At 45.9% G+C, this 16,730-nt stretch carries 20 protein-coding genes and 1 tRNA gene; 6 read left to right on the forward strand and 15 right to left on the reverse strand.

Going from position 1 to position 16,730, the window contains the following annotated elements:
* Positions 1–174: 174 nt before the first annotated feature.
* Complete coding sequence (locus tag VC159_RS00485; protein ID WP_215358825.1) at positions 175–831, forward strand: GNAT family N-acetyltransferase; 657 nt, start codon at positions 175–177, stop codon at positions 829–831.
* Positions 832–840: 9 nt separating this feature from the next.
* On the opposite strand, the gene VC159_RS00490 is transcribed toward VC159_RS00485, so the two are convergent.
* The 3 genes from VC159_RS00490 to VC159_RS00500 are packed head-to-tail and all read right to left on the reverse strand — an operon-like array spanning position 841 to position 2,500.
* On the reverse strand, positions 841–1,194 hold the full coding sequence (locus VC159_RS00490; RefSeq protein ID WP_215360258.1) for a c-type cytochrome: 354 nt from the start codon (positions 1,192–1,194) through the stop codon (positions 841–843).
* An 18-nt stretch (positions 1,195–1,212) separates the two neighbouring features.
* Positions 1,213–1,863 carry a BON domain-containing protein gene (locus VC159_RS00495; RefSeq protein WP_215358824.1) on the reverse strand — a complete coding sequence of 217 codons (651 nt, stop codon included), beginning with the start codon at positions 1,861–1,863 and terminating at the stop codon, positions 1,213–1,215.
* Between the two features lie 34 nt (positions 1,864–1,897).
* Entirely contained in the window at positions 1,898–2,500 is a 603-nt protein-coding gene (locus VC159_RS00500) for a phosphoheptose isomerase (RefSeq protein ID WP_215358823.1), read from the reverse strand.
* Positions 2,501–2,605: 105 nt separating this feature from the next.
* Here VC159_RS00500 and rsmI point away from each other — a divergent pair, with 105 nt between their 5' ends.
* Entirely contained in the window at positions 2,606–3,499 is an 894-nt protein-coding gene (gene rsmI / locus VC159_RS00505; RefSeq protein WP_215358822.1) for a 16S rRNA (cytidine(1402)-2'-O)-methyltransferase, read from the forward strand.
* Between the two features lie 52 nt (positions 3,500–3,551).
* On the opposite strand, the gene VC159_RS00510 is transcribed toward rsmI, so the two are convergent.
* Positions 3,552–3,779: a hypothetical protein gene (locus VC159_RS00510; protein WP_236638845.1), complete on the reverse strand. Its 228-nt coding sequence runs from the start codon at positions 3,777–3,779 to the stop codon at positions 3,552–3,554.
* Positions 3,780–3,883: 104 nt separating this feature from the next.
* On the opposite strand from VC159_RS00510, the gene VC159_RS00515 reads away from it, so the two are divergent.
* The 3 genes from VC159_RS00515 to VC159_RS00525 all read left to right on the forward strand — a co-directional run bounded on the left by VC159_RS00515 (position 3,884) and on the right by VC159_RS00525 (position 5,410).
* Positions 3,884–3,959: transfer RNA gene (locus tag VC159_RS00515), tRNA-Arg, on the forward strand.
* A gap of 82 nt (positions 3,960–4,041) precedes the next feature.
* Positions 4,042–5,184 (forward strand): fatty acid desaturase, encoded by a 1,143-nt coding sequence (locus tag VC159_RS00520; RefSeq protein WP_251367743.1) that lies wholly within the window; start codon positions 4,042–4,044, stop codon positions 5,182–5,184.
* Positions 5,185–5,224: 40 nt separating this feature from the next.
* Positions 5,225–5,410 (forward strand): hypothetical protein, encoded by a 186-nt coding sequence (locus VC159_RS00525; RefSeq protein ID WP_041396810.1) that lies wholly within the window; start codon positions 5,225–5,227, stop codon positions 5,408–5,410.
* A 35-nt stretch (positions 5,411–5,445) separates the two neighbouring features.
* Here the strand turns inward: VC159_RS00525 and VC159_RS00530 are convergent, their stop codons facing one another.
* Positions 5,446–6,090, reverse strand: coding sequence for an MBL fold metallo-hydrolase (locus VC159_RS00530; protein WP_371743848.1), 645 nt, complete (start codon positions 6,088–6,090; stop codon positions 5,446–5,448).
* Between the two features lie 79 nt (positions 6,091–6,169).
* Between VC159_RS00530 and gcvH the strand changes: the two genes are divergently transcribed.
* Positions 6,170–6,562 (forward strand): glycine cleavage system protein GcvH, encoded by a 393-nt coding sequence (gene gcvH, locus VC159_RS00535; RefSeq protein WP_251367742.1) that lies wholly within the window; start codon positions 6,170–6,172, stop codon positions 6,560–6,562.
* Positions 6,563–6,575: 13 nt separating this feature from the next.
* On the opposite strand, the gene priA is transcribed toward gcvH, so the two are convergent.
* The 10 genes from priA to atpB form a co-directional block, all read right to left on the reverse strand.
* The gene (gene priA / locus VC159_RS00540; protein ID WP_215358820.1) at positions 6,576–8,702 is read right to left on the reverse strand and encodes a replication restart helicase PriA; all 2,127 of its coding nucleotides are present in this window, start codon (positions 8,700–8,702) and stop codon (positions 6,576–6,578) included.
* A 266-nt stretch (positions 8,703–8,968) separates the two neighbouring features.
* The gene (hemE, locus tag VC159_RS00545; RefSeq protein WP_215360252.1) at positions 8,969–10,087 is read right to left on the reverse strand and encodes a uroporphyrinogen decarboxylase; all 1,119 of its coding nucleotides are present in this window, start codon (positions 10,085–10,087) and stop codon (positions 8,969–8,971) included.
* A gap of 9 nt (positions 10,088–10,096) precedes the next feature.
* On the reverse strand, positions 10,097–10,513 hold the full coding sequence (locus VC159_RS00550; protein ID WP_215321259.1) for a F0F1 ATP synthase subunit epsilon: 417 nt from the start codon (positions 10,511–10,513) through the stop codon (positions 10,097–10,099).
* Between the two features lie 12 nt (positions 10,514–10,525).
* Positions 10,526–11,926 (reverse strand): F0F1 ATP synthase subunit beta, encoded by a 1,401-nt coding sequence (gene atpD, locus VC159_RS00555; protein WP_072582052.1) that lies wholly within the window; start codon positions 11,924–11,926, stop codon positions 10,526–10,528.
* A gap of 55 nt (positions 11,927–11,981) precedes the next feature.
* On the reverse strand, positions 11,982–12,851 hold the full coding sequence (gene atpG, locus VC159_RS00560; protein WP_215358819.1) for a F0F1 ATP synthase subunit gamma: 870 nt from the start codon (positions 12,849–12,851) through the stop codon (positions 11,982–11,984).
* 17 nt (positions 12,852–12,868) lie between these two features.
* Entirely contained in the window at positions 12,869–14,410 is a 1,542-nt protein-coding gene (gene atpA / locus VC159_RS00565; RefSeq protein WP_072582050.1) for a F0F1 ATP synthase subunit alpha, read from the reverse strand.
* A 45-nt stretch (positions 14,411–14,455) separates the two neighbouring features.
* Positions 14,456–14,992 (reverse strand): F0F1 ATP synthase subunit delta, encoded by a 537-nt coding sequence (locus VC159_RS00570; protein ID WP_215358818.1) that lies wholly within the window; start codon positions 14,990–14,992, stop codon positions 14,456–14,458.
* A 1-nt stretch (position 14,993) separates the two neighbouring features.
* Entirely contained in the window at positions 14,994–15,464 is a 471-nt protein-coding gene (locus VC159_RS00575; protein ID WP_215358817.1) for a F0F1 ATP synthase subunit B, read from the reverse strand.
* A gap of 63 nt (positions 15,465–15,527) precedes the next feature.
* Positions 15,528–15,794 carry a F0F1 ATP synthase subunit C gene (gene atpE, locus VC159_RS00580; RefSeq protein WP_011901869.1) on the reverse strand — a complete coding sequence of 89 codons (267 nt, stop codon included), beginning with the start codon at positions 15,792–15,794 and terminating at the stop codon, positions 15,528–15,530.
* Between the two features lie 45 nt (positions 15,795–15,839).
* On the reverse strand, positions 15,840–16,715 hold the full coding sequence (atpB, locus tag VC159_RS00585; RefSeq protein WP_215321256.1) for a F0F1 ATP synthase subunit A: 876 nt from the start codon (positions 16,713–16,715) through the stop codon (positions 15,840–15,842).
* Between the last annotated feature and the right edge of the window lie 15 nt (positions 16,716–16,730).

Raw genomic sequence — 16,730 nt, forward strand, 5'->3', positions numbered from 1 at the left:
ACAATGGTTTAGATTTTAAAAAAAATTTCAACTTTTTTAAAAAAAATCCTATTTTTTAGGGTTTAGACCTAGTCAACCCAAAAATTACGCTGTTTTTTCATGCTTATTTCGCATATTTCCAACAAACCTAGGGAAAACCCTGAAATTTTCCCTTATCCCTGCTAAGATATTGCTATGCACAATAAATTAGCGAATAGCCACTCACCCTCAAGCCCCCATTGGGCCGGGAGAGCCGTGCCTGTTCGCGAACTTCACGCTGGATATAAACAGGAAATACTGAATCATTTATTGCAACTAAATGATGAAGATAGACGTCTACGGTTTGGTACTCAGACCCCTGATGAGGTGATTCGTCACTATGTAGAAGGCCTTGATTTCAATCGGGACGTCATTTTTGGTGTTTTCAATTTGGACCTGGAGCTAGTTGGCATGGCCCATTTAGCCTACTTGCCTGAGCGCAAGGGAGAGGCACGAGCTGCTGAATTTGGTGTGTCTGTCCTACCAGAAGGGCGCTCCCAAGGGCTGGGAACAGCCTTGTTGCAACGCTCAGCCGTTCACTCACGCAATACCAACATTGAAACCCTTTACGTTCATTGCCTTGCCAATAACAAAGCCATGATGCATCTGGCGCAAAAGGCAGGGATGACCGTTGAATACGCCTATGGCGATGCTGATGCTTGCCTTAAGCTGCCCCCAGCAAATACCGCAACTATTGTGGAAGAGGCCGCCAATGAGCAGTGGGCTGGCATGGACTACGCCCTAAAAGAAAACCTCAAGCGCTCTAATGAAGCCTGGTGGTGGTTTCTAGGCAGACCAGGCTTAGCGCGCTAATTTACAGCTCTAGTTTTTGTAGGGCGCTCCACGCAAGATCCAGCCGCTTAATGTAGATAAATCTGCATTACTTAATTTTGAGTTGGCCGGCATAGGTACAACGCCCCATGAACCAGACCCTCCTTTAGCAATTTTATTTTTTAAAAATGCTTGGGCATTGGGGTCACTCTTATATCTTTCTGCCACCGCTTGAAAACTAGGGCCAACAATTTTTTTATTGATTGCATGACAGCCTAAGCAAGCATTTTGTTTTGCAAGTGCGAATGCATTCTCGTCTTGAATATTCGCCTGCGCAGTAGGCAAGAAATAAGCGAGCACTGTAAATAAAAAAACTATTTTTACAATCGCTCGCTTTTTTAACATCACCAACCTACGAAAAAATTATTGAAATTTTGGAGGACTGCTAGCTTGAGTTTGATCTGCTTTGCCTATAGCTTCTAGGCGCATTTTTTCTTCTTCAGAAATAATGTCAAAGTAAACAAAAACTTCTTTAACGCCATTGATATTGCTCGCAACTTTCTTTGCAATATCGGCTTCGTTTTGCGTCAAAATACCCATGAGATATACGTTGCTACCTTCAGCCACAATGGCCATAGAGTTTGATGGCAATTTATCAGTAAAGATCATTTGGGTTTTGATCTTAGACTCGAGGTAAGAATCGTTTGCGCGTGATGTGTAGCTACTGTTTGGCCCAATGACCAGCTCATTAAAGACAGAACGGGCATTCTTCATCGCTTTTACATAAGCACCTGCCTCACCCTTAATGTCAACATCCTTCGCTTCGCCAGTGATCAATACTTTTTGATTAAACGAAGTCACGTTAATATGCGCGTTATCACCAAATCGTTTTGCTAGCGCATTCTCTGCCTCTAACTCAATGCCTTTATCAACAGCTTGCACGCCTGGCGTGCGACGGTCTGCGAGCACTGTTACCCCGGCCGCTACCCCACCAACAGCAACTACCGCGCATGCTGAAAGTTGTGAGGCAATGAGGGTGGCAAGAAACAGTCTTCTAAAGAGTGAGATTTTCATTTAGGTAATTTCTGTATTGAAGTAATAATGATTTCTAGTCGAGTAATACGTGATCTACGCCATCGCATAAAGCATGAAGTAAAACTAAATGTGTTTCTTGAATGCGTGCGGTTCGTGTTGAGGGTGCGCACAAGTGGACGTCATCTCCATCCAATAATTGAGCGATCTTCCCGCCACCATTACCAGTGAATGCAATAACTTTCATGCCAAGCTTTTTGGCAGCTTCAATAGCTTTAACAACATTCTTTGAATTCCCCGAGGTTGAAATCCCCAGCAGAATGTCACCCTTTTTCCCTAGCCCACGAACTTGTTTACTAAAAATCTCATCGTAACTATAGTCATTTCCAATAGCTGTAAGAATTGAAGTATCTGTCGTCAAAGCGATCGCCGCCAACTCTTGGCGCTCTCTCTCGAATCGACCAACGAGCTCTGCTGCAAAGTGCTGTGCATCAGCTGCAGAACCGCCATTGCCACAAGCCATCACCTTGCCGCCGGCACGCAAACAGTCCACCATTGCTAGAACGCCTCTAGCAACAGATTCGGGAAGCAGTTTTTCGGCCTCTTGCTTTACCGCAATGCTGTCCAGAAAATGCTGGGAGGCACGCTGACGCAAACGTTCATTGATATCTTTTTCCATAACAATATTATGCGCCAAAGATGTCCTAATTTCAGTAGCAATCGGCTTATCCCAAAAGCAACGTATCCTCTTACTAATTATTTAACTTTTCGCAGGCAAGCCCCCATGGAATTAAGCTCTTTCGATTTCTTAAAGCAGCAGGATTTACCTGCTGGGGCCCTATACATGGTTGCAACACCGATCGGCAATTTAGGTGACATTACTTTGCGCGCCCTACATGTTCTCAATTCAGTCGATGGGATTGCTTGTGAAGATACTAGACATAGTGCGGCATTACTCCAACAATTTGGCATTCATAAAAAATGTTTAGCGTTGCACGAACACAATGAAATTGGCGGTGCTCAAACAGTCATACAACACCTCTTGAACAATGAGCGCTGGGCTTATATTTCAGATGCTGGCACCCCAGGAGTCTCGGACCCAGGGGCAAAGCTGGTAAATGAGGTTCAAAAAGCAGGGCTCAGAGTAATTCCCATTCCGGGCGCAAGCGCTGTATCAAGCGCTATCTCGGCGGCCGGCTCAGTGATGCATCATTCAGAAGGGCGCTTTCAGTTTTTAGGTTTTTGGCCCAATAAAACTAAAGAGCGTGATGCTCTGCTGCAGGATATCTCCAGCAGCAAAAAGGCAAGCATCTTTTTTGAGTCTCCGCACCACATTAAAGAAACTCTTGCATTGCTTGCAAAAAATTTAGAGGCTGATCGTCAGCTTTTAGTCTGCCGTGAGTTAACCAAAAAATTTGAGCAGCTGGTGCCACTTCAAGCGCAAGACGTTACTCACTGGCTAGAGGCAGCGGAGAGCCTTAAGGGTGAATTTGTCATCGTGGTTGCAGGGCGGTCAGCCAATAGCGATGAGACTCCGGAGCATTCAGCTCTCTTGTTGTGGGCTAATGCACTGAGCCCCTATATGGGGAGCAAAGAAATTGCTGCCGTTCTTTCGCAAACTTTAGGCCTCACAAAAAAAGAAGCCTACCAAGTTGCCTTAGATGCAAAGAGTGAATAAATGAAAATAAAAAAGCTGGCACAAGGCCAGCTTTTAAATATGCGCTAAAGAATTATTTGGCGCTAGTTGCAGGAGCCGCAGGCTCGCTAGCATCTTTAAAATTGAGTTGCCCTACTGGCTTAATAATTTGATCAGCAGATGCAGATGAATCTGCGCGCTTGCCATTGTTCACAAACACCATTAACAACAAAATGATGATGAGTGGCACGAAAAAGCTTGCGAACACCATGATGATGAGTTGTTTTGGGGACTTAATTAGACTTCCGTGCTCGTTGCTCATAAGAATTTATCGTTTGACGGGTTTTAGGGTTGTTTTGTCGAGATTATAACTAGAGAGAAGGGTTATAGACACTTACAATAGAGAGGTAACCAGTTTTTCCACTAGCGCCCGTAGCTCAGTGGATAGAGTATTGGCCTCCGAAGCCAAGGGTCGCAGGTTCGATTCCTGCCGGGCGCGCCAAAAATCAAGGGGTTTTTGACCTACATCATGCGTGAAATTGCGAAAACCGCTATCATTTGCACCTAACTTATTGATTCTTATCGTGTCTACACATCTAAATACCGCCCTTTCAGAGCCTTCCTTAACTAATCCTTTGCACCCAGAGGCGCCATTACCGCATCGAAAAATCATTCGAAGCTGGCTAATCCCGATGGCACAAGGAGAAACTGGGCGCGCAATTATGCTCCTAGTAATCGATGCCCTCCTATGGCTAGGCTGTATCGCAGGAACAATCTTCGTAGAGAGCGTGTTGCTCAAAATTGTTTTTGGTTTGATTGCCGGTTTTGTAACAGGTCGCATCTTTATATTGGGTCACGATGCTTGCCATCAAAGTTACACACCCAATCGCGAACTGAACAAAGTGTTAGGTCGTATTGCGTTCTTGCCATCTCTCACACCATATAGCTTGTGGGATGTTGGTCATAACGTTGTGCATCACGGCCAAACCAATCTAAAAGGTTTTGACTTTGTATGGGCGCCCCTATCAAAATCAGAATACGACGCGCTTCCCCCATTGCGTAAGGCTCTAGAGCGCCTTTACCGTAGCGGCTGGGGCCCTGTTTTTTATTACCTCATTGAAATCTGGTGGAGACGTGAGTACTTCCCAAATGCAAAAAACAAACCTGGTGATCGTCCTATTTTCTTAAAAGACAATTTGCTTGTTACCGCATTTGCAATCGTTTGGATTGGCTGCTTAATTGCTGGGGCCATTGCTACTGGGCAATCTATTTGGATTGGCTTGATCACTGGCTTCGCAGTGCCATTCTTGTTCTGGAACGGCATGATTGGATTTGTGGTTTACGTGCACCATACCCATCCAAAAGTCTCTTGGTATGACAAGAAATCGGAGTGGTTACGCGCCCAGCCTTTTGTATCCACAACCGTTCACCTGACTTTTAACTGGATTTGGGGCAAATTGATGCACCACATCATGGAGCACACTGCGCACCATGTGGATATGAGCGTACCGCTTTATCGCCTGCCAGAGGCCCAACAGACCCTAGAAACGATCCTTCCAGACCGTATTTTTGTCCAAAAGTTCTCTTGGGGCTGGTATTTCGATACTGCGCGCAAGTGCAAGCTCTATGACTTTGAAAACAAGGCCTGGTTAGATTTTGACGGCAACAAAACGGCCGATTCAGTCCGGGTTGTGCTAACCCCAGCCCCAGCGGGACAAAACGGGTAAAATAGATCTCTGTATAAGATTTGCCTTACCCGGATTGCCCATGACTACATCGACTCCAGCAGCTACCCAAGAAACCTCCCAGAGCCTGAAATTTTGCTCTTCTTGCAGCCGTGAAAAACGACTTGAGGGTGGCACATGGATTCCGACAAGCAATCGCAAGCAGCGCTGGATCTGCGCTAGCTGTTTATACAACCGTACGCATCGTACCGGTTCAGCTAAAACCTAATACCCACTGGTAGTTCAAATCGCTAGATTCATTAGCTACGCGCCATCTCCCACATAGGGGTTCGTTTTGCGCTCTTGACCAAACGTCGACATTGGTCCATGACCAGGAACAAACTGTACATCATCTCCCAAGGGCCACAATTTGGTTTTAATCGCATTAATTAAATCTGCATGATTACCACGCGGAAAATCAGTTCTGCCAATTGATCCCGCGAATAAAACATCGCCCACAATTGCAAGACGATCTTCTTTGTCAAAAAATACAACGTGGCCAGGCGTATGCCCTGGGCAATGAAATACCTCAAGATCAATATTGCCAACCTGCACATGATCACCATTATTTAACCAACGATCAGGCTCGAAAACTTTGGCATGCCCAAAACCAAAGCGCACTGTTTGTTCTGGCAGCTGATCAATCCAAAAACGCTCCTCTTCTTGTGGCCCCTCAATAGGCACACCAAGCTGATCAGCCAAGTCTTTGGCGGCAGCGCAGTGATCTAAATGTCCATGCGTCAACAATATCTTTTTAACCTTGCCGCCCATCTGCTTAACGCCCTCAAGAATCTTTTCAATATCCCCGCCAGGATCAATCACAGCGGCATCGCCAGTCTCCTGGCAAACCAAAATAGAGCAATTTTGCTCATACGGTGTAACAGGAACAATTCCTAATTTAATTGGCATACGTACAAGTAGTTAAGTGAATCATTGGGGAAAGCTAGTTTAGGGGAGTCAGCATAAAATGCACCTAAAGGATAAAACAATGAATAGCCAAGATACATTTAAATTTGCAGAAACTCACGAATGGGCCGATCAGGAAAATGACGGTTTAGTGTGGGTTGGCATTAGCAATCATGCGCAAGAAGCGCTAGGTGATGTGATGTTCTTTCAAGCCCCAAAACTTGGACAACAAGTAAAGCAGGGTGAGGCTATTGCTGTGATTGAGTCAGTGAAGGCAGCTAGCGATATTCATGCACCCATAAGCGGGGAGATTGTTGCGCTCAATGAAGAGGTAGATACATCGCCTGAGATCGTCAATGAAAATCCATACGGTGTTTGGTTATTCAAAATCAAACCCGCCTCCGATGAAATTCTTGCTGAAGAGCTCAATCAACTCTTGACCCCAGAAATATATAACGCGGGCCCTGGCGCCTGATATCTGAAATCAATCAGATTGAAATGGGGTCGCGCTCAATTAACCAACGAATACGCCCTTCTTTACTAATGCGCCCCTGAGAGTTCTCTCGCAAATAAAGATCTATCGCCTCTAAGATTTCTTGCAGGTTTTTACGATCGTCAGACTCCACCAGAAGTTGGGCGCGTTCCGAGCCAGCTACGCGCATCATTGCCTTGGGGACCGGATCATAGACTCTGAGGCCTTTATTTATGTGGCCCCGAGACTTTAAATATCCCTTCAAGCTACTCAAAAACTGAATTGCTTTATCTAAACTTTTAGCCTCAGCATGGATAAGGGCCTGGTAAGCAAATGGCGGCAAGCCCGCTTCTTTTCTTTCATTGGCCGTAAAGCTTAAAAACCCATCTACGTCATGGCGCAGTAAAAACTGAAAAACTGCAGACTCCGGAAACTGCGTTTCAATATAAATAGCACCACCTGCTTCACCATCCTTATTGGATCGCCCAGCCCGCCCTGCAACCTGAACTAATTGGGCAAATAATCGCTCTGCAGCCCTAAAGTCTTGAGAGAACAATCTACTATCCGCATCCAGCACAGCAACTAAGCCAATATTTTGGTAATCGTGCCCCTTGGCAATCATCTGGGTCCCAACCACGATATCGATATTGCCTTCGTGAATTTCCTGAAAGAGCGCTTCGGCACCCTTACTCTTTCTGCTGGAGTCTGTATCGACTCGCAGCACTCTTGCAGCCTGCCACATCTCCTCAATAGCATCTTCAATCTTTTGAGTTCCCTGTCCCAAGGTCTTCAAGTCGGCATTGCCACAATCAGGACAATGGCTTGGAATCGATTTAACCAAGCCGCAATGGTGGCAACTTAAAACTGATTTCCTGCCTAATGCTCCAGCTTTATGCAGCACCATATAGGAGCTGCATTGCTCGCATCTTGAGAGCCATGAGCAAGCGCCACAGCTAAGCACTGGAGCATAACCTCGTCGGTTGATCAGTATTAAGCTTTGCTGCTTATTTTCTAGATTCTGACTAACCGCATTCGCAAGGGTTTTAGTAATCAGGCTTTTGGATTTTGGCTTCTCTATATCACCCGGACTAAATTGCGTTTGTGGATCGCGCGTATTGATCAAATGCACTTTTGGCAAACTTGCGCCTTGAGCGCGCTGATCTAGGCGAATATATTCATAACGACCAGCCCTGGCAGCCATCCAAGTCTCAAGCGATGGCGTAGCCGAGGCCAATAGGATCGGGCGCTTGAGATCGTGGGCACGCCATATCGCAAGATCCCTTGCAGAGTAACGAATACCATCTTGCTGTTTATAGGATGGATCATGCTCTTCATCCACAACAATGGCGCGTAGATTAGGAAGGGGAGTTAATGCAGCCAATCTTGTTCCCAAAATAATTTGGGCTTGACCAGTCATCGCCTCATACCAAGCAATGCCTCTTACTTTCTCACTGACACCGCTATGAAGCACCACCATTTTTTTATCTGGAAAATAAGCGCGCACTCTGCGCTCCAACTGTGGCGTTAAATTAATTTCAGGGACCAAGAGCAATACTTGTGCACTCGCATCCTCCAAAATACCACTCAACCAATTTAAAAATACAGCAGTCTTTCCACTACCAGTTTGTCCTTGCAACAGTATTGCTTTGAATTCTCCCGAAGGAATAGTGCGTAATTTTTCTAAGGCGAGTTTTTGACCATCGTTCAGCTGGGCCTCATCAACAAATCCCTCAACGGCCTCTAGCTTGTTTTTTTTCTTTTGCTTTTCTTCATCTGCAGCTAATTTCTTGGGGATCTTTTCCCAATCATCTGGCTTTTTCCACATCTGTGGAATGGTGGGAATGATGGTCTCGCCTAGCGCATGAATGTAATACTGGCTGGCAAAGTTCATTAACTTCAATACTGCTGGGTCCAAGGGGGGAAGGGGCGCAATTTTGCTTACCCCTTTTAATTTATCAAGATCATAGTCTGAGTAAGCGCTTACTTTAATTACCAACCCCACCAGTGAACTTCGCCCAAAGGGAACCCCAACTATTGCCCCTACTTGTGGGGCGCACCCTAATGCCTCTTCATCCCACAAGTAGTCAAAGCCCTGGGCAAGGGGCTTATCAACAACAACTTGGACAACGATTGGAGGGGGCATGATTTACTTCAAATCTCTATTTTGCTTGTGGATAAGTCTGTGGATATCATCCGAGGATTCTGATTTATAAGCTAATTTATCAGCTTTCAGATTCTGCACTCTTTTAAAGCTTTTTAGTAATTATTTATATAAATCAGTAACTTACAAAGATATTCGAAAGTGAATTTTCATCTTTATTCGCAATCTCACTGAATTTTGAATTTCGTCGCTAACTGTGTATAACTTTCGTTAAAAATTCTCAGCAGCAAGTTAGCATTCACTCAGTATTATGACTTTGTCCTGAGAGACCTGGAGCGATTTATGACAGCCTCGGCGAGAGCGGTCACGCTCTCTGGAGGGGTGAATTGAGAAATGCCGTGGCCTAGATTAAAAACATGGCCATCCAAAGGATGTAAACCAGGTTTGAGGGATGGCGCACTCGCCAAATCCTCGAGGAGAAGGTTGGCTTGCTCTGCAATTTGTTTTGGCTCTGCGAACAAGATTAGCGGATCTAGGTTGCCTTGTAATGCCAACGGCTTGTTCAGAGCGAGCAACTGTTTTCTTGCACGACTCAGCGACATTGTCCAGTCGATAGCAATCACATCAGCACCAACTTGCGCCATGTCATTGAGCCAAATTGCGCCACCTTTAGTAAACATGATGACTGGAATTTTTCTACCTTCATGCTCGCGCGGCAATAAGGCAATTACTTTTTGCATCGATGCTAAAGACATCTTTTGATACCAACCGTCTGGAAGCATTCCGCCCCAAGTATCAAAAATCATCAGGGCCTGTGCGCCTGCTTTAACTTGCTCTATCAAATAGGCTGCCACTGACTGAGCATTAATATCAAGGATATGCTGCATCAAATCAGGACGACTAAACATCATGGTTTTGGCATGACGAAAATCATCGGCACTGGATCCATCAACCATGTAGCACGCCAATGTCCATGGACTTCCCGAGAAGCCGATCAATGGAACGCGTTGTTTGCCGTCTTGAATGAGTGCTTTACGAATTTCTGAAACAGCATCAAAAACATACTTGAGCTGATCCATATCAGCAACACGTAATTTCTTAACCGCCTCTTCAGTACGCAGGGGATGGTCAAAACTAGGGCCTTCGCCAGCAGTAAATTTCAGACCCAATCCCATTGCATCAGGAATGGTCAAAATATCAGAAAACAAAATTGCAGCATCCAATGGATAGCGATCCAAAGGCTGAAGTGTTACTTCAGTAGCATAAGCAGGATTTTTTGCGAGCCCGAGAAAACTTCCGGCTCTAGCGCGAGTAGCGTTGTATTCGGGGAGGTATCGGCCGGCTTGACGCATGAGCCAAAGCGGTGTTTGATCAACCGCTTCGCCCAGGCAGGCCTTTAAAAACCGATCATTTAACAGCAAGGAGATGACCGGCTATTACTTTTTACGACGGAAACGTGCAATTGCAGCCAGCTGTGCAGCCGCCATTGCAAACTCAGATTGGGCCAAAGCCAAATCAAAGTCAGTGCCACGGTTTTGCATCGCTTCTTCAGCACGTTTCTTAGCTTCAATCGCTTTAGCTTCATCAAGATCGTGTCCGCGAATAGCGGTATCCGCTAAAACAGTAACGCGATCTGGCTGAACTTCTAAATAGCCACCTGCTACGAAAACAAACTCTTCATCACCATCAGCTTTTTCAATACGAACTGAGCCTGGACGAATACGTGTAATCAAAGGAGTGTGGCCGCGCAAAATGCCGAGCTCACCACTTTCGCCAGGAAGCGCAACAAACTTGGCTTCCCCGCTGAAAATAGACTGCTCAGCACTCACTACATCTACGCGTATGGTTGACATAATTTCCCTAGATTAAAGCTTCTTGGCTTTCTCGATGGCTTCATCAATTGAACCCACCATATAGAACGCTTGCTCAGGCAAGTGATCCAATTCGCCGCTGCAGATCATTTTGAAACCACGGATGGTTTCTTTTAATGGAACGTATTTGCCTGGTGAACCAGTAAACACTTCAGCAACGTGGAAAGGCTGGGACAAGAAACGCTGAATCTTACGAGCACGTGATACAGACAACTTATCTTCTGGTGACAACTCGTCCATACCCAAAATTGCAATAATGTCGCGCAACTCTTTATAACGCTGCAATGTCATCTGCACTTCGCGAGCTACTTCATAGTGCTCTTGACCAACCACTTGTGGGTCGAGCTGACGGCTAGTTGAATCCAATGGATCAACCGCTGGGTAAATACCCAATGCAGCGATATCACGTGACAACACAACTGTGGAGTCTAGGTGCAAGAAGGTTGTAGCTGGTGATGGGTCGGTCAAGTCATCCGCAGGAACGTAAACGGCCTGGATAGAGGTAACGGAACCAGTCTTGGTAGAAGTAATACGCTCTTGCAATTTACCCATCTCTTCAGCCAATGTAGGTTGGTAACCCACGGCGGAAGGCATACGACCGAGCAATGCAGAAACTTCGGTACCGGCCAATGTGTAACGATAAATATTGTCAACGAAGAACAAAATGTCACGGCCTTCGTCACGGAAAGCTTCAGCCATTGTCAAACCAGTTAACGCAACGCGCAAACGGTTGCCAGGAGGCTCGTTCATCTGACCAAACACCATCGCCACCTTATCGATAACGTTAGATTCTTTCATCTCGTGGTAGAAGTCATTACCTTCACGAGTACGCTCACCAACACCCGCAAACACTGATAAACCTGAGTGTTGCTTAGCGATGTTGTTAATCAATTCCATCATGTTCACGGTCTTACCAACACCCGCACCACCGAACAAGCCAACCTTACCGCCTTTAGCAAACGGGCAAACTAAGTCAATAACCTTAATACCGGTTTCTAACAAATCCACAGAAGGTGATAGCTCATCAAACTTAGGTGCTGGCTGGTGAATAGCACGACGCTCTTCAGTGGCAATCGGACCTGCGTCATCAATTGGACGACCTAAAACGTCCATAATGCGGCCGAGTGTAGCTGGGCCAACAGGCACAGAAATTGGGCCGCCAGTAGATTTAACCTCCATACCACGACGCAAACCATCGCTTGCACCCATGGCAATAGCGCGAACTACGCCGTCACCAATTTGTTGCTGAACTTCAAAGGTCAAACCTTTTTCAGCAAATGATTTTTCACCGCTATCAACTAATGTCAACGCATCATAAATGTTTGGCATTTTGTCGCGTGGGAACTGAATGTCCACCACTGGACCGATACATTGCACGATATTTCCGTTACTCATCGCATTTCTCCGCTTTTAATTCCTGAATTCTTTCGTATTCCTAATCGCCGACCGCTTAAACCGCAGCCGCTCCGCCAACAATTTCTGACAACTCTTTAGTAATAGCAGCCTGTCGTGTTTTGTTGTATTCCAATTGCAATTCGCCGATTACGTTCTTCGCATTATCTGAAGCGGCCTTCATAGAGACCATACGTGCAGACTGCTCAGAAGCCATGTTTTCAGCAACCGCCTGATAAATCATTGCTTCAACGTAACGCTTAAGCAGGCCATTCAAAATAGACTCTGCATCAGGTTCGTAGATGTAATCCCAAGAATTGCCTGTTTTCTCTTGTGGAGTCAAAGCTTCTGGCTCCAAAGGCAAGAGTTTTTCTAAAACAGGCTCTTGTTTCATTGCATTTACAAAGCGGGTATATGCCAAATAAACAGCATCAATCTCGCCACGCTCAAACGCTTCTAATTGGGCAACAATTGCACCAATCAAAACATCCATATGTGGTGTGTCACCAATTTGGATTGTTTGAGAAATCAATTTTGCTTTTGAGCGATTCAAAAATTGCAAACCTTTTGAACCAATTGCGGTGTACGCAATCTCAATATTTTTTTCTTGCAAATCGCGCACTTGGTTAGCAATCAAACGCAAGACGTTGGTATTTAAACCGCCGCACAAGCCTTTGTCTGTAGTAACCAAAATCGTACCAACTTTCTTCACTTCACGAGTTGCCATGTAAGCAGGGCGGAACTCAGGATTAGCTTTAGAAAGGTTGGCAACAATCTCACGAATTTTTTCAGCATATGGACGCGCATTACGCATGCGCTCTTGGGCGCGACGCATCTTGGATGCGGCGACCATTTCCATTGCCTTCGTGATCTTGCGCGTGTTTTGCACGCTCTTGATCTTAGATCGTATCTCTTTTGTGCTTGCCATGATTTATGCGAGCCCTCTTAGAAAGAGGCAGAACGCTTGTAATCCTCAATGGCAGCGCGCAATGCAGCTTCGTCATCTTTGCTCAAATCTTTGGTTTCTTCAATACGCGCAACTAAGTCAGCGAATTTAGATTTCAAATGATCTTGCAAACCTTTTTCGAATGGCAATACGTTCTTCACTTCGAGGTCATCGAAGTAGCCGTTATTAACAGCATAAAGTGAAGCGGCCATTTCCCAAACTTGGAGTGGCTTGTATTGAGCTTGCTTACACAATTCAGTAACGCGACGACCGCGCTCAAGTTGCTTGCGGGTTGCTTCGTCAAGGTCAGATGCGAACTGAGCAAACGCTGCCAATTCACGATACTGCGCCAAGTCGGTACGAATACCGCCAGACAATTTCTTAATTACTTTAGTTTGTGCGGCACCACCAACGCGGGAGACAGAAATACCGGCGTTAATCGCAGGACGCACACCAGCGTTGAACAAGTCAGTTTCCAAGAAGATCTGACCGTCAGTAATCGAAATTACGTTGGTTGGAACGAATGCAGAAACGTCACCAGCTTGAGTTTCAATAATTGGCAATGCAGTTAAAGAACCGGTTTTGCCTTTTACTGCGCCGTTAGTGAACTTTTCAACGTACTCAGCATTTACACGGGCAGCGCGCTCGAGCAAGCGTGAGTGGAGGTAGAACACGTCGCCAGGATAAGCTTCACGGCCTGGTGGGCGGCGGAGCAACAAGGAGATTTGACGATAAGCAACCGCTTGCTTGGTCAAGTCATCATAAACAATCAAAGCATCTTCGCCGCGATCGCGGAAGTATTCACCCATGGTACAACCTGCGTAAGCAGATAGGTACTGCATCGCTGCAGACTCAGAAGCACTCGCTGCAACAACAACGGTGTACTCCATTGCGCCCAATTCTGTGAGCTTGCGAACAACGTTAGCAATAGTGGAAGCTTTTTGACCGATCGCCACGTAAACGCAATAAACGCCTTTACCTTTTTGGTTAATGATCGCGTCAACCGCAACTGCTGTCTTACCAGTTTGACGGTCGCCAATGATCAACTCACGCTGACCACGGCCAATTGGAACCATCGCATCAATCGCCTTCAAACCAGTTTGTACTGGCTGGCTTACGGATTGACGTGCGATAACGCCAGGCGCCACCTTTTCAATAAAGTCAGTTAACTTGGTGTTGATTGGGCCTTTGCCATCAATCGGCTGACCGAGCGCGTTTACTACGCGACCGAGCAACTCTGGACCAACTGGAACTTCCAAAATGCGGCCAGTACATTTTACTGGGTCGCCTTCTTTAATGTGGGTGTATTCGCCCAACACTACGGCACCAACAGAATCACGCTCAAGGTTTAATGCGAGGCCGATAGTGTTGTTTGGAAACTCCAACATTTCGCCCTGCATAACACCTGACAAGCCATGTACGCGGCAAATACCGTCGGTCACTGAAATTACAGTGCCTTCGTTGCGAACTTGGGAGTCAACGCCCAATTCGCTAATTCGGCTTTTGATCAGCTCGCTGATCTCGGAAGGGTTGAGTTGCATTACTTACTCCTGGGTCTTATTTCGTATGTTCTTAATAGGGATCACTTATGCGCCAAGACTTGCTTGCATTTGAGCTAACTGGGCCTTAACTGAACTATCCATTACTTCATCGCCAACTTGAATGCGAACTCCGCCAATCAATGTTGGATCAATTTGGATCGTTGGGCGCAATTCTTTACCCCCAAAGCGCTTCTTCAAACTTGACAACAAATCATTTAACGCAGAACCCTCTAAAGGGAATGCGCTAGTAATATTTACTTCTGCAGCGCCTTCGCTTTTGTTCTTCATTGCTTCAAATTGATGAGCAATTTCAGGAACGGCTGCTAAGCGGTGGTTTTGATTCACAAGATTCAAAAAGCTGGCAACCTTGCCATCTAACTTGGTCTTCACCATGCCAGAAAGTAACTTGCTTAAATCATCAGCTGAGACTTTTGGGTTGTTTGACAATGCAGCAACTTCTGGCAAAGCAGCAAGCTGAGCCAATTCATTTAATTGCTCCAAACATCCAGCGAGCTCAGCCGGCTTGGCGCTTTGAAAAAGCGCTTCCGCGTAAGGACGTGCAATGGTGGCTAATTCAGCCATATCAAAGTTCTGCCTTTAATTGATCAAGTAATTGGCCATGCGCTTTTGCATCAACTTCGCGACGCAAAATTTGCTCGGCGCCTTTGACAGCGAGAACAGCCACTTCAGCACGCAGAACTTCGCGGGCACGAGTAACTTGCTGGGCTGCGTCTTGTTGCGCTTGAGAAATGATTCGAGCGGCTTCAGCTTGTGCGTTAGCGCGAATTTCTTCGGCCGACATTTGTGCACGTTTCTCAGCTTCGGCAACGCGTTGAACACCTTCTTGGCGTGCTTTATTTAATTCTTGCTCAGCTTCATTGCTGGCCAGTGCGAGAGCTTCTTTACCACGCTCTGCAGCAGCTAAACCATCAGCAATTTTGCTTGAACGCTCATCTAACGCCTTAACTAGCGGTGGCCACACAAAGCGTGCAACAACCCACCATAAGACGAAGAAAACGATCATTTGCGCGAATAGGGTCGCGTTCAGATTCACGATATTCCTTTCAGTATTGTTGAGAACAGTTGGATGACCCGTTGGTCATCCACGCCAAAACAATTACTTAATAACTGCGAGCAGTGGGTTTGCGAAAGCAAACAACATTGCAACACCAACGCCGATCAAGAACGCAGCGTCGATCAAACCAGCCAAAAGGAACATCTTAGTTTGGAGTGGCTCCATCAATTCTGGTTGACGTGCACAAGCTTCGATGTACTTGCCGCCCATCAATGCGATACCCAAACATGCACCGATCGCGCCGAGGCCGATGATGATGCCGATACAAATAGCTGTTGAACCTTGAATAGTTGCTAAAAATGCTTGCATGTTGCTGACTCCTGAAGTTAAAAGAGGTAAGTTAAAAATAAAATCTTAGTGATGGCTATGCGCTTGCCCGATGTAAACCAAAGTCAACATCATGAAAATAAAGGCTTGCAACAAAATAACCAAAATGTGGAAGATGGCCCAAGCTGATCCAGCAATAACGTGGCCCACCAATCCGAACAGGGATAAATCTAAATTAAAGGTCCATACGCTACCAAGCAAGGCAATCAATAAGAAGACCAATTCGCCAGCGTACATATTGCCGAAAAGTCGCATTCCCAAAGAAACGCCTTTCGCCAAATACTCAATGATGTTCAGTGCGAGGTTGAATGGGGCTAAATACCATTTCGCACCAAAAGGGGCAGAAATGAGTTCGTGCAAGAAGCCGCCGAAACCTTTTACCTTGAAGCTGTAAAAGAACACCAAAACCAACACTGACAGGGACATGCCCATCGTTGCATTTAAATCAGTTGTGGGAACCATGCGGTTGTGCGGCACATGTCCGCCAAAGTTACCGATGAAATGATTTACGCCCAACACCCAATCCACAGGAATTAAGTCGAGGGTGTTTAAAAGAATGATCCAGAAAAATACGAAGAGCGCGAGAGGCGCAATGAAAGTGCGATCACCATGAACAATGCTCTTGGCTTGTGTATCGACCATCTCCACAATCATTTCTATCAAAGACTGGAACCGACCAGGAACGCCAGGAGTTGCACGACGTGCTGCAATCAATAATATAAATACTGCTATGAAGCCCATCAATGAAGCCCAAAAAATGGTATCTAAATTGATGACGCTGAAATCAACGATGGAGGATTGATGCTCACCAGTGCTGGTGAGATTTTGTAAATGCTCAGAAATGTACGCGGTTGGCGTCATTTGCTCGGCTGCCTCGTGGGCTTGGTGTACTTCGCTAGACATCTCTTAACTGGTCCT

This window comes from Polynucleobacter sp. JS-JIR-II-c23, from assembly GCF_035011225.1.
GTDB lineage: Bacteria > Pseudomonadota > Gammaproteobacteria > Burkholderiales > Burkholderiaceae > Polynucleobacter.

Coding starts and splice junctions, on each gene's coding strand:
- VC159_RS00500 (WP_215358823.1), bottom strand. CDS start 2,500: ATGGAAAAAGATATCAATGAACGTTTGCGTCAGCGTGCCTCCCAGCAT.
- priA (WP_215358820.1), bottom strand. CDS start 8,702: ATGCCCCCTCCAATCGTTGTCCAAGTTGTTGTTGATAAGCCCCTTGCC.
- VC159_RS00525 (WP_041396810.1), top strand. CDS start 5,225: ATGACTACATCGACTCCAGCAGCTACCCAAGAAACCTCCCAGAGCCTG.
- VC159_RS00570 (WP_215358818.1), bottom strand. CDS start 14,992: ATGGCTGAATTAGCCACCATTGCACGTCCTTACGCGGAAGCGCTTTTT.
- gcvH (WP_251367742.1), top strand. CDS start 6,170: ATGAATAGCCAAGATACATTTAAATTTGCAGAAACTCACGAATGGGCC.
- VC159_RS00510 (WP_236638845.1), bottom strand. CDS start 3,779: ATGAGCAACGAGCACGGAAGTCTAATTAAGTCCCCAAAACAACTCATC.
- VC159_RS00495 (WP_215358824.1), bottom strand. CDS start 1,863: ATGAAAATCTCACTCTTTAGAAGACTGTTTCTTGCCACCCTCATTGCC.
- VC159_RS00530 (WP_371743848.1), bottom strand. CDS start 6,090: ATGCCAATTAAATTAGGAATTGTTCCTGTTACACCGTATGAGCAAAAT.
- VC159_RS00485 (WP_215358825.1), top strand. CDS start 175: ATGCACAATAAATTAGCGAATAGCCACTCACCCTCAAGCCCCCATTGG.
- atpA (WP_072582050.1), bottom strand. CDS start 14,410: ATGCAACTCAACCCTTCCGAGATCAGCGAGCTGATCAAAAGCCGAATT.
- atpD (WP_072582052.1), bottom strand. CDS start 11,926: ATGAGTAACGGAAATATCGTGCAATGTATCGGTCCAGTGGTGGACATT.
- atpB (WP_215321256.1), bottom strand. CDS start 16,715: ATGTCTAGCGAAGTACACCAAGCCCACGAGGCAGCCGAGCAAATGACG.
- atpG (WP_215358819.1), bottom strand. CDS start 12,851: ATGGCAAGCACAAAAGAGATACGATCTAAGATCAAGAGCGTGCAAAAC.
- VC159_RS00550 (WP_215321259.1), bottom strand. CDS start 10,513: ATGTCAACCATACGCGTAGATGTAGTGAGTGCTGAGCAGTCTATTTTC.
- rsmI (WP_215358822.1), top strand. CDS start 2,606: ATGGAATTAAGCTCTTTCGATTTCTTAAAGCAGCAGGATTTACCTGCT.
- atpE (WP_011901869.1), bottom strand. CDS start 15,794: ATGCAAGCATTTTTAGCAACTATTCAAGGTTCAACAGCTATTTGTATC.
- VC159_RS00490 (WP_215360258.1), bottom strand. CDS start 1,194: ATGTTAAAAAAGCGAGCGATTGTAAAAATAGTTTTTTTATTTACAGTG.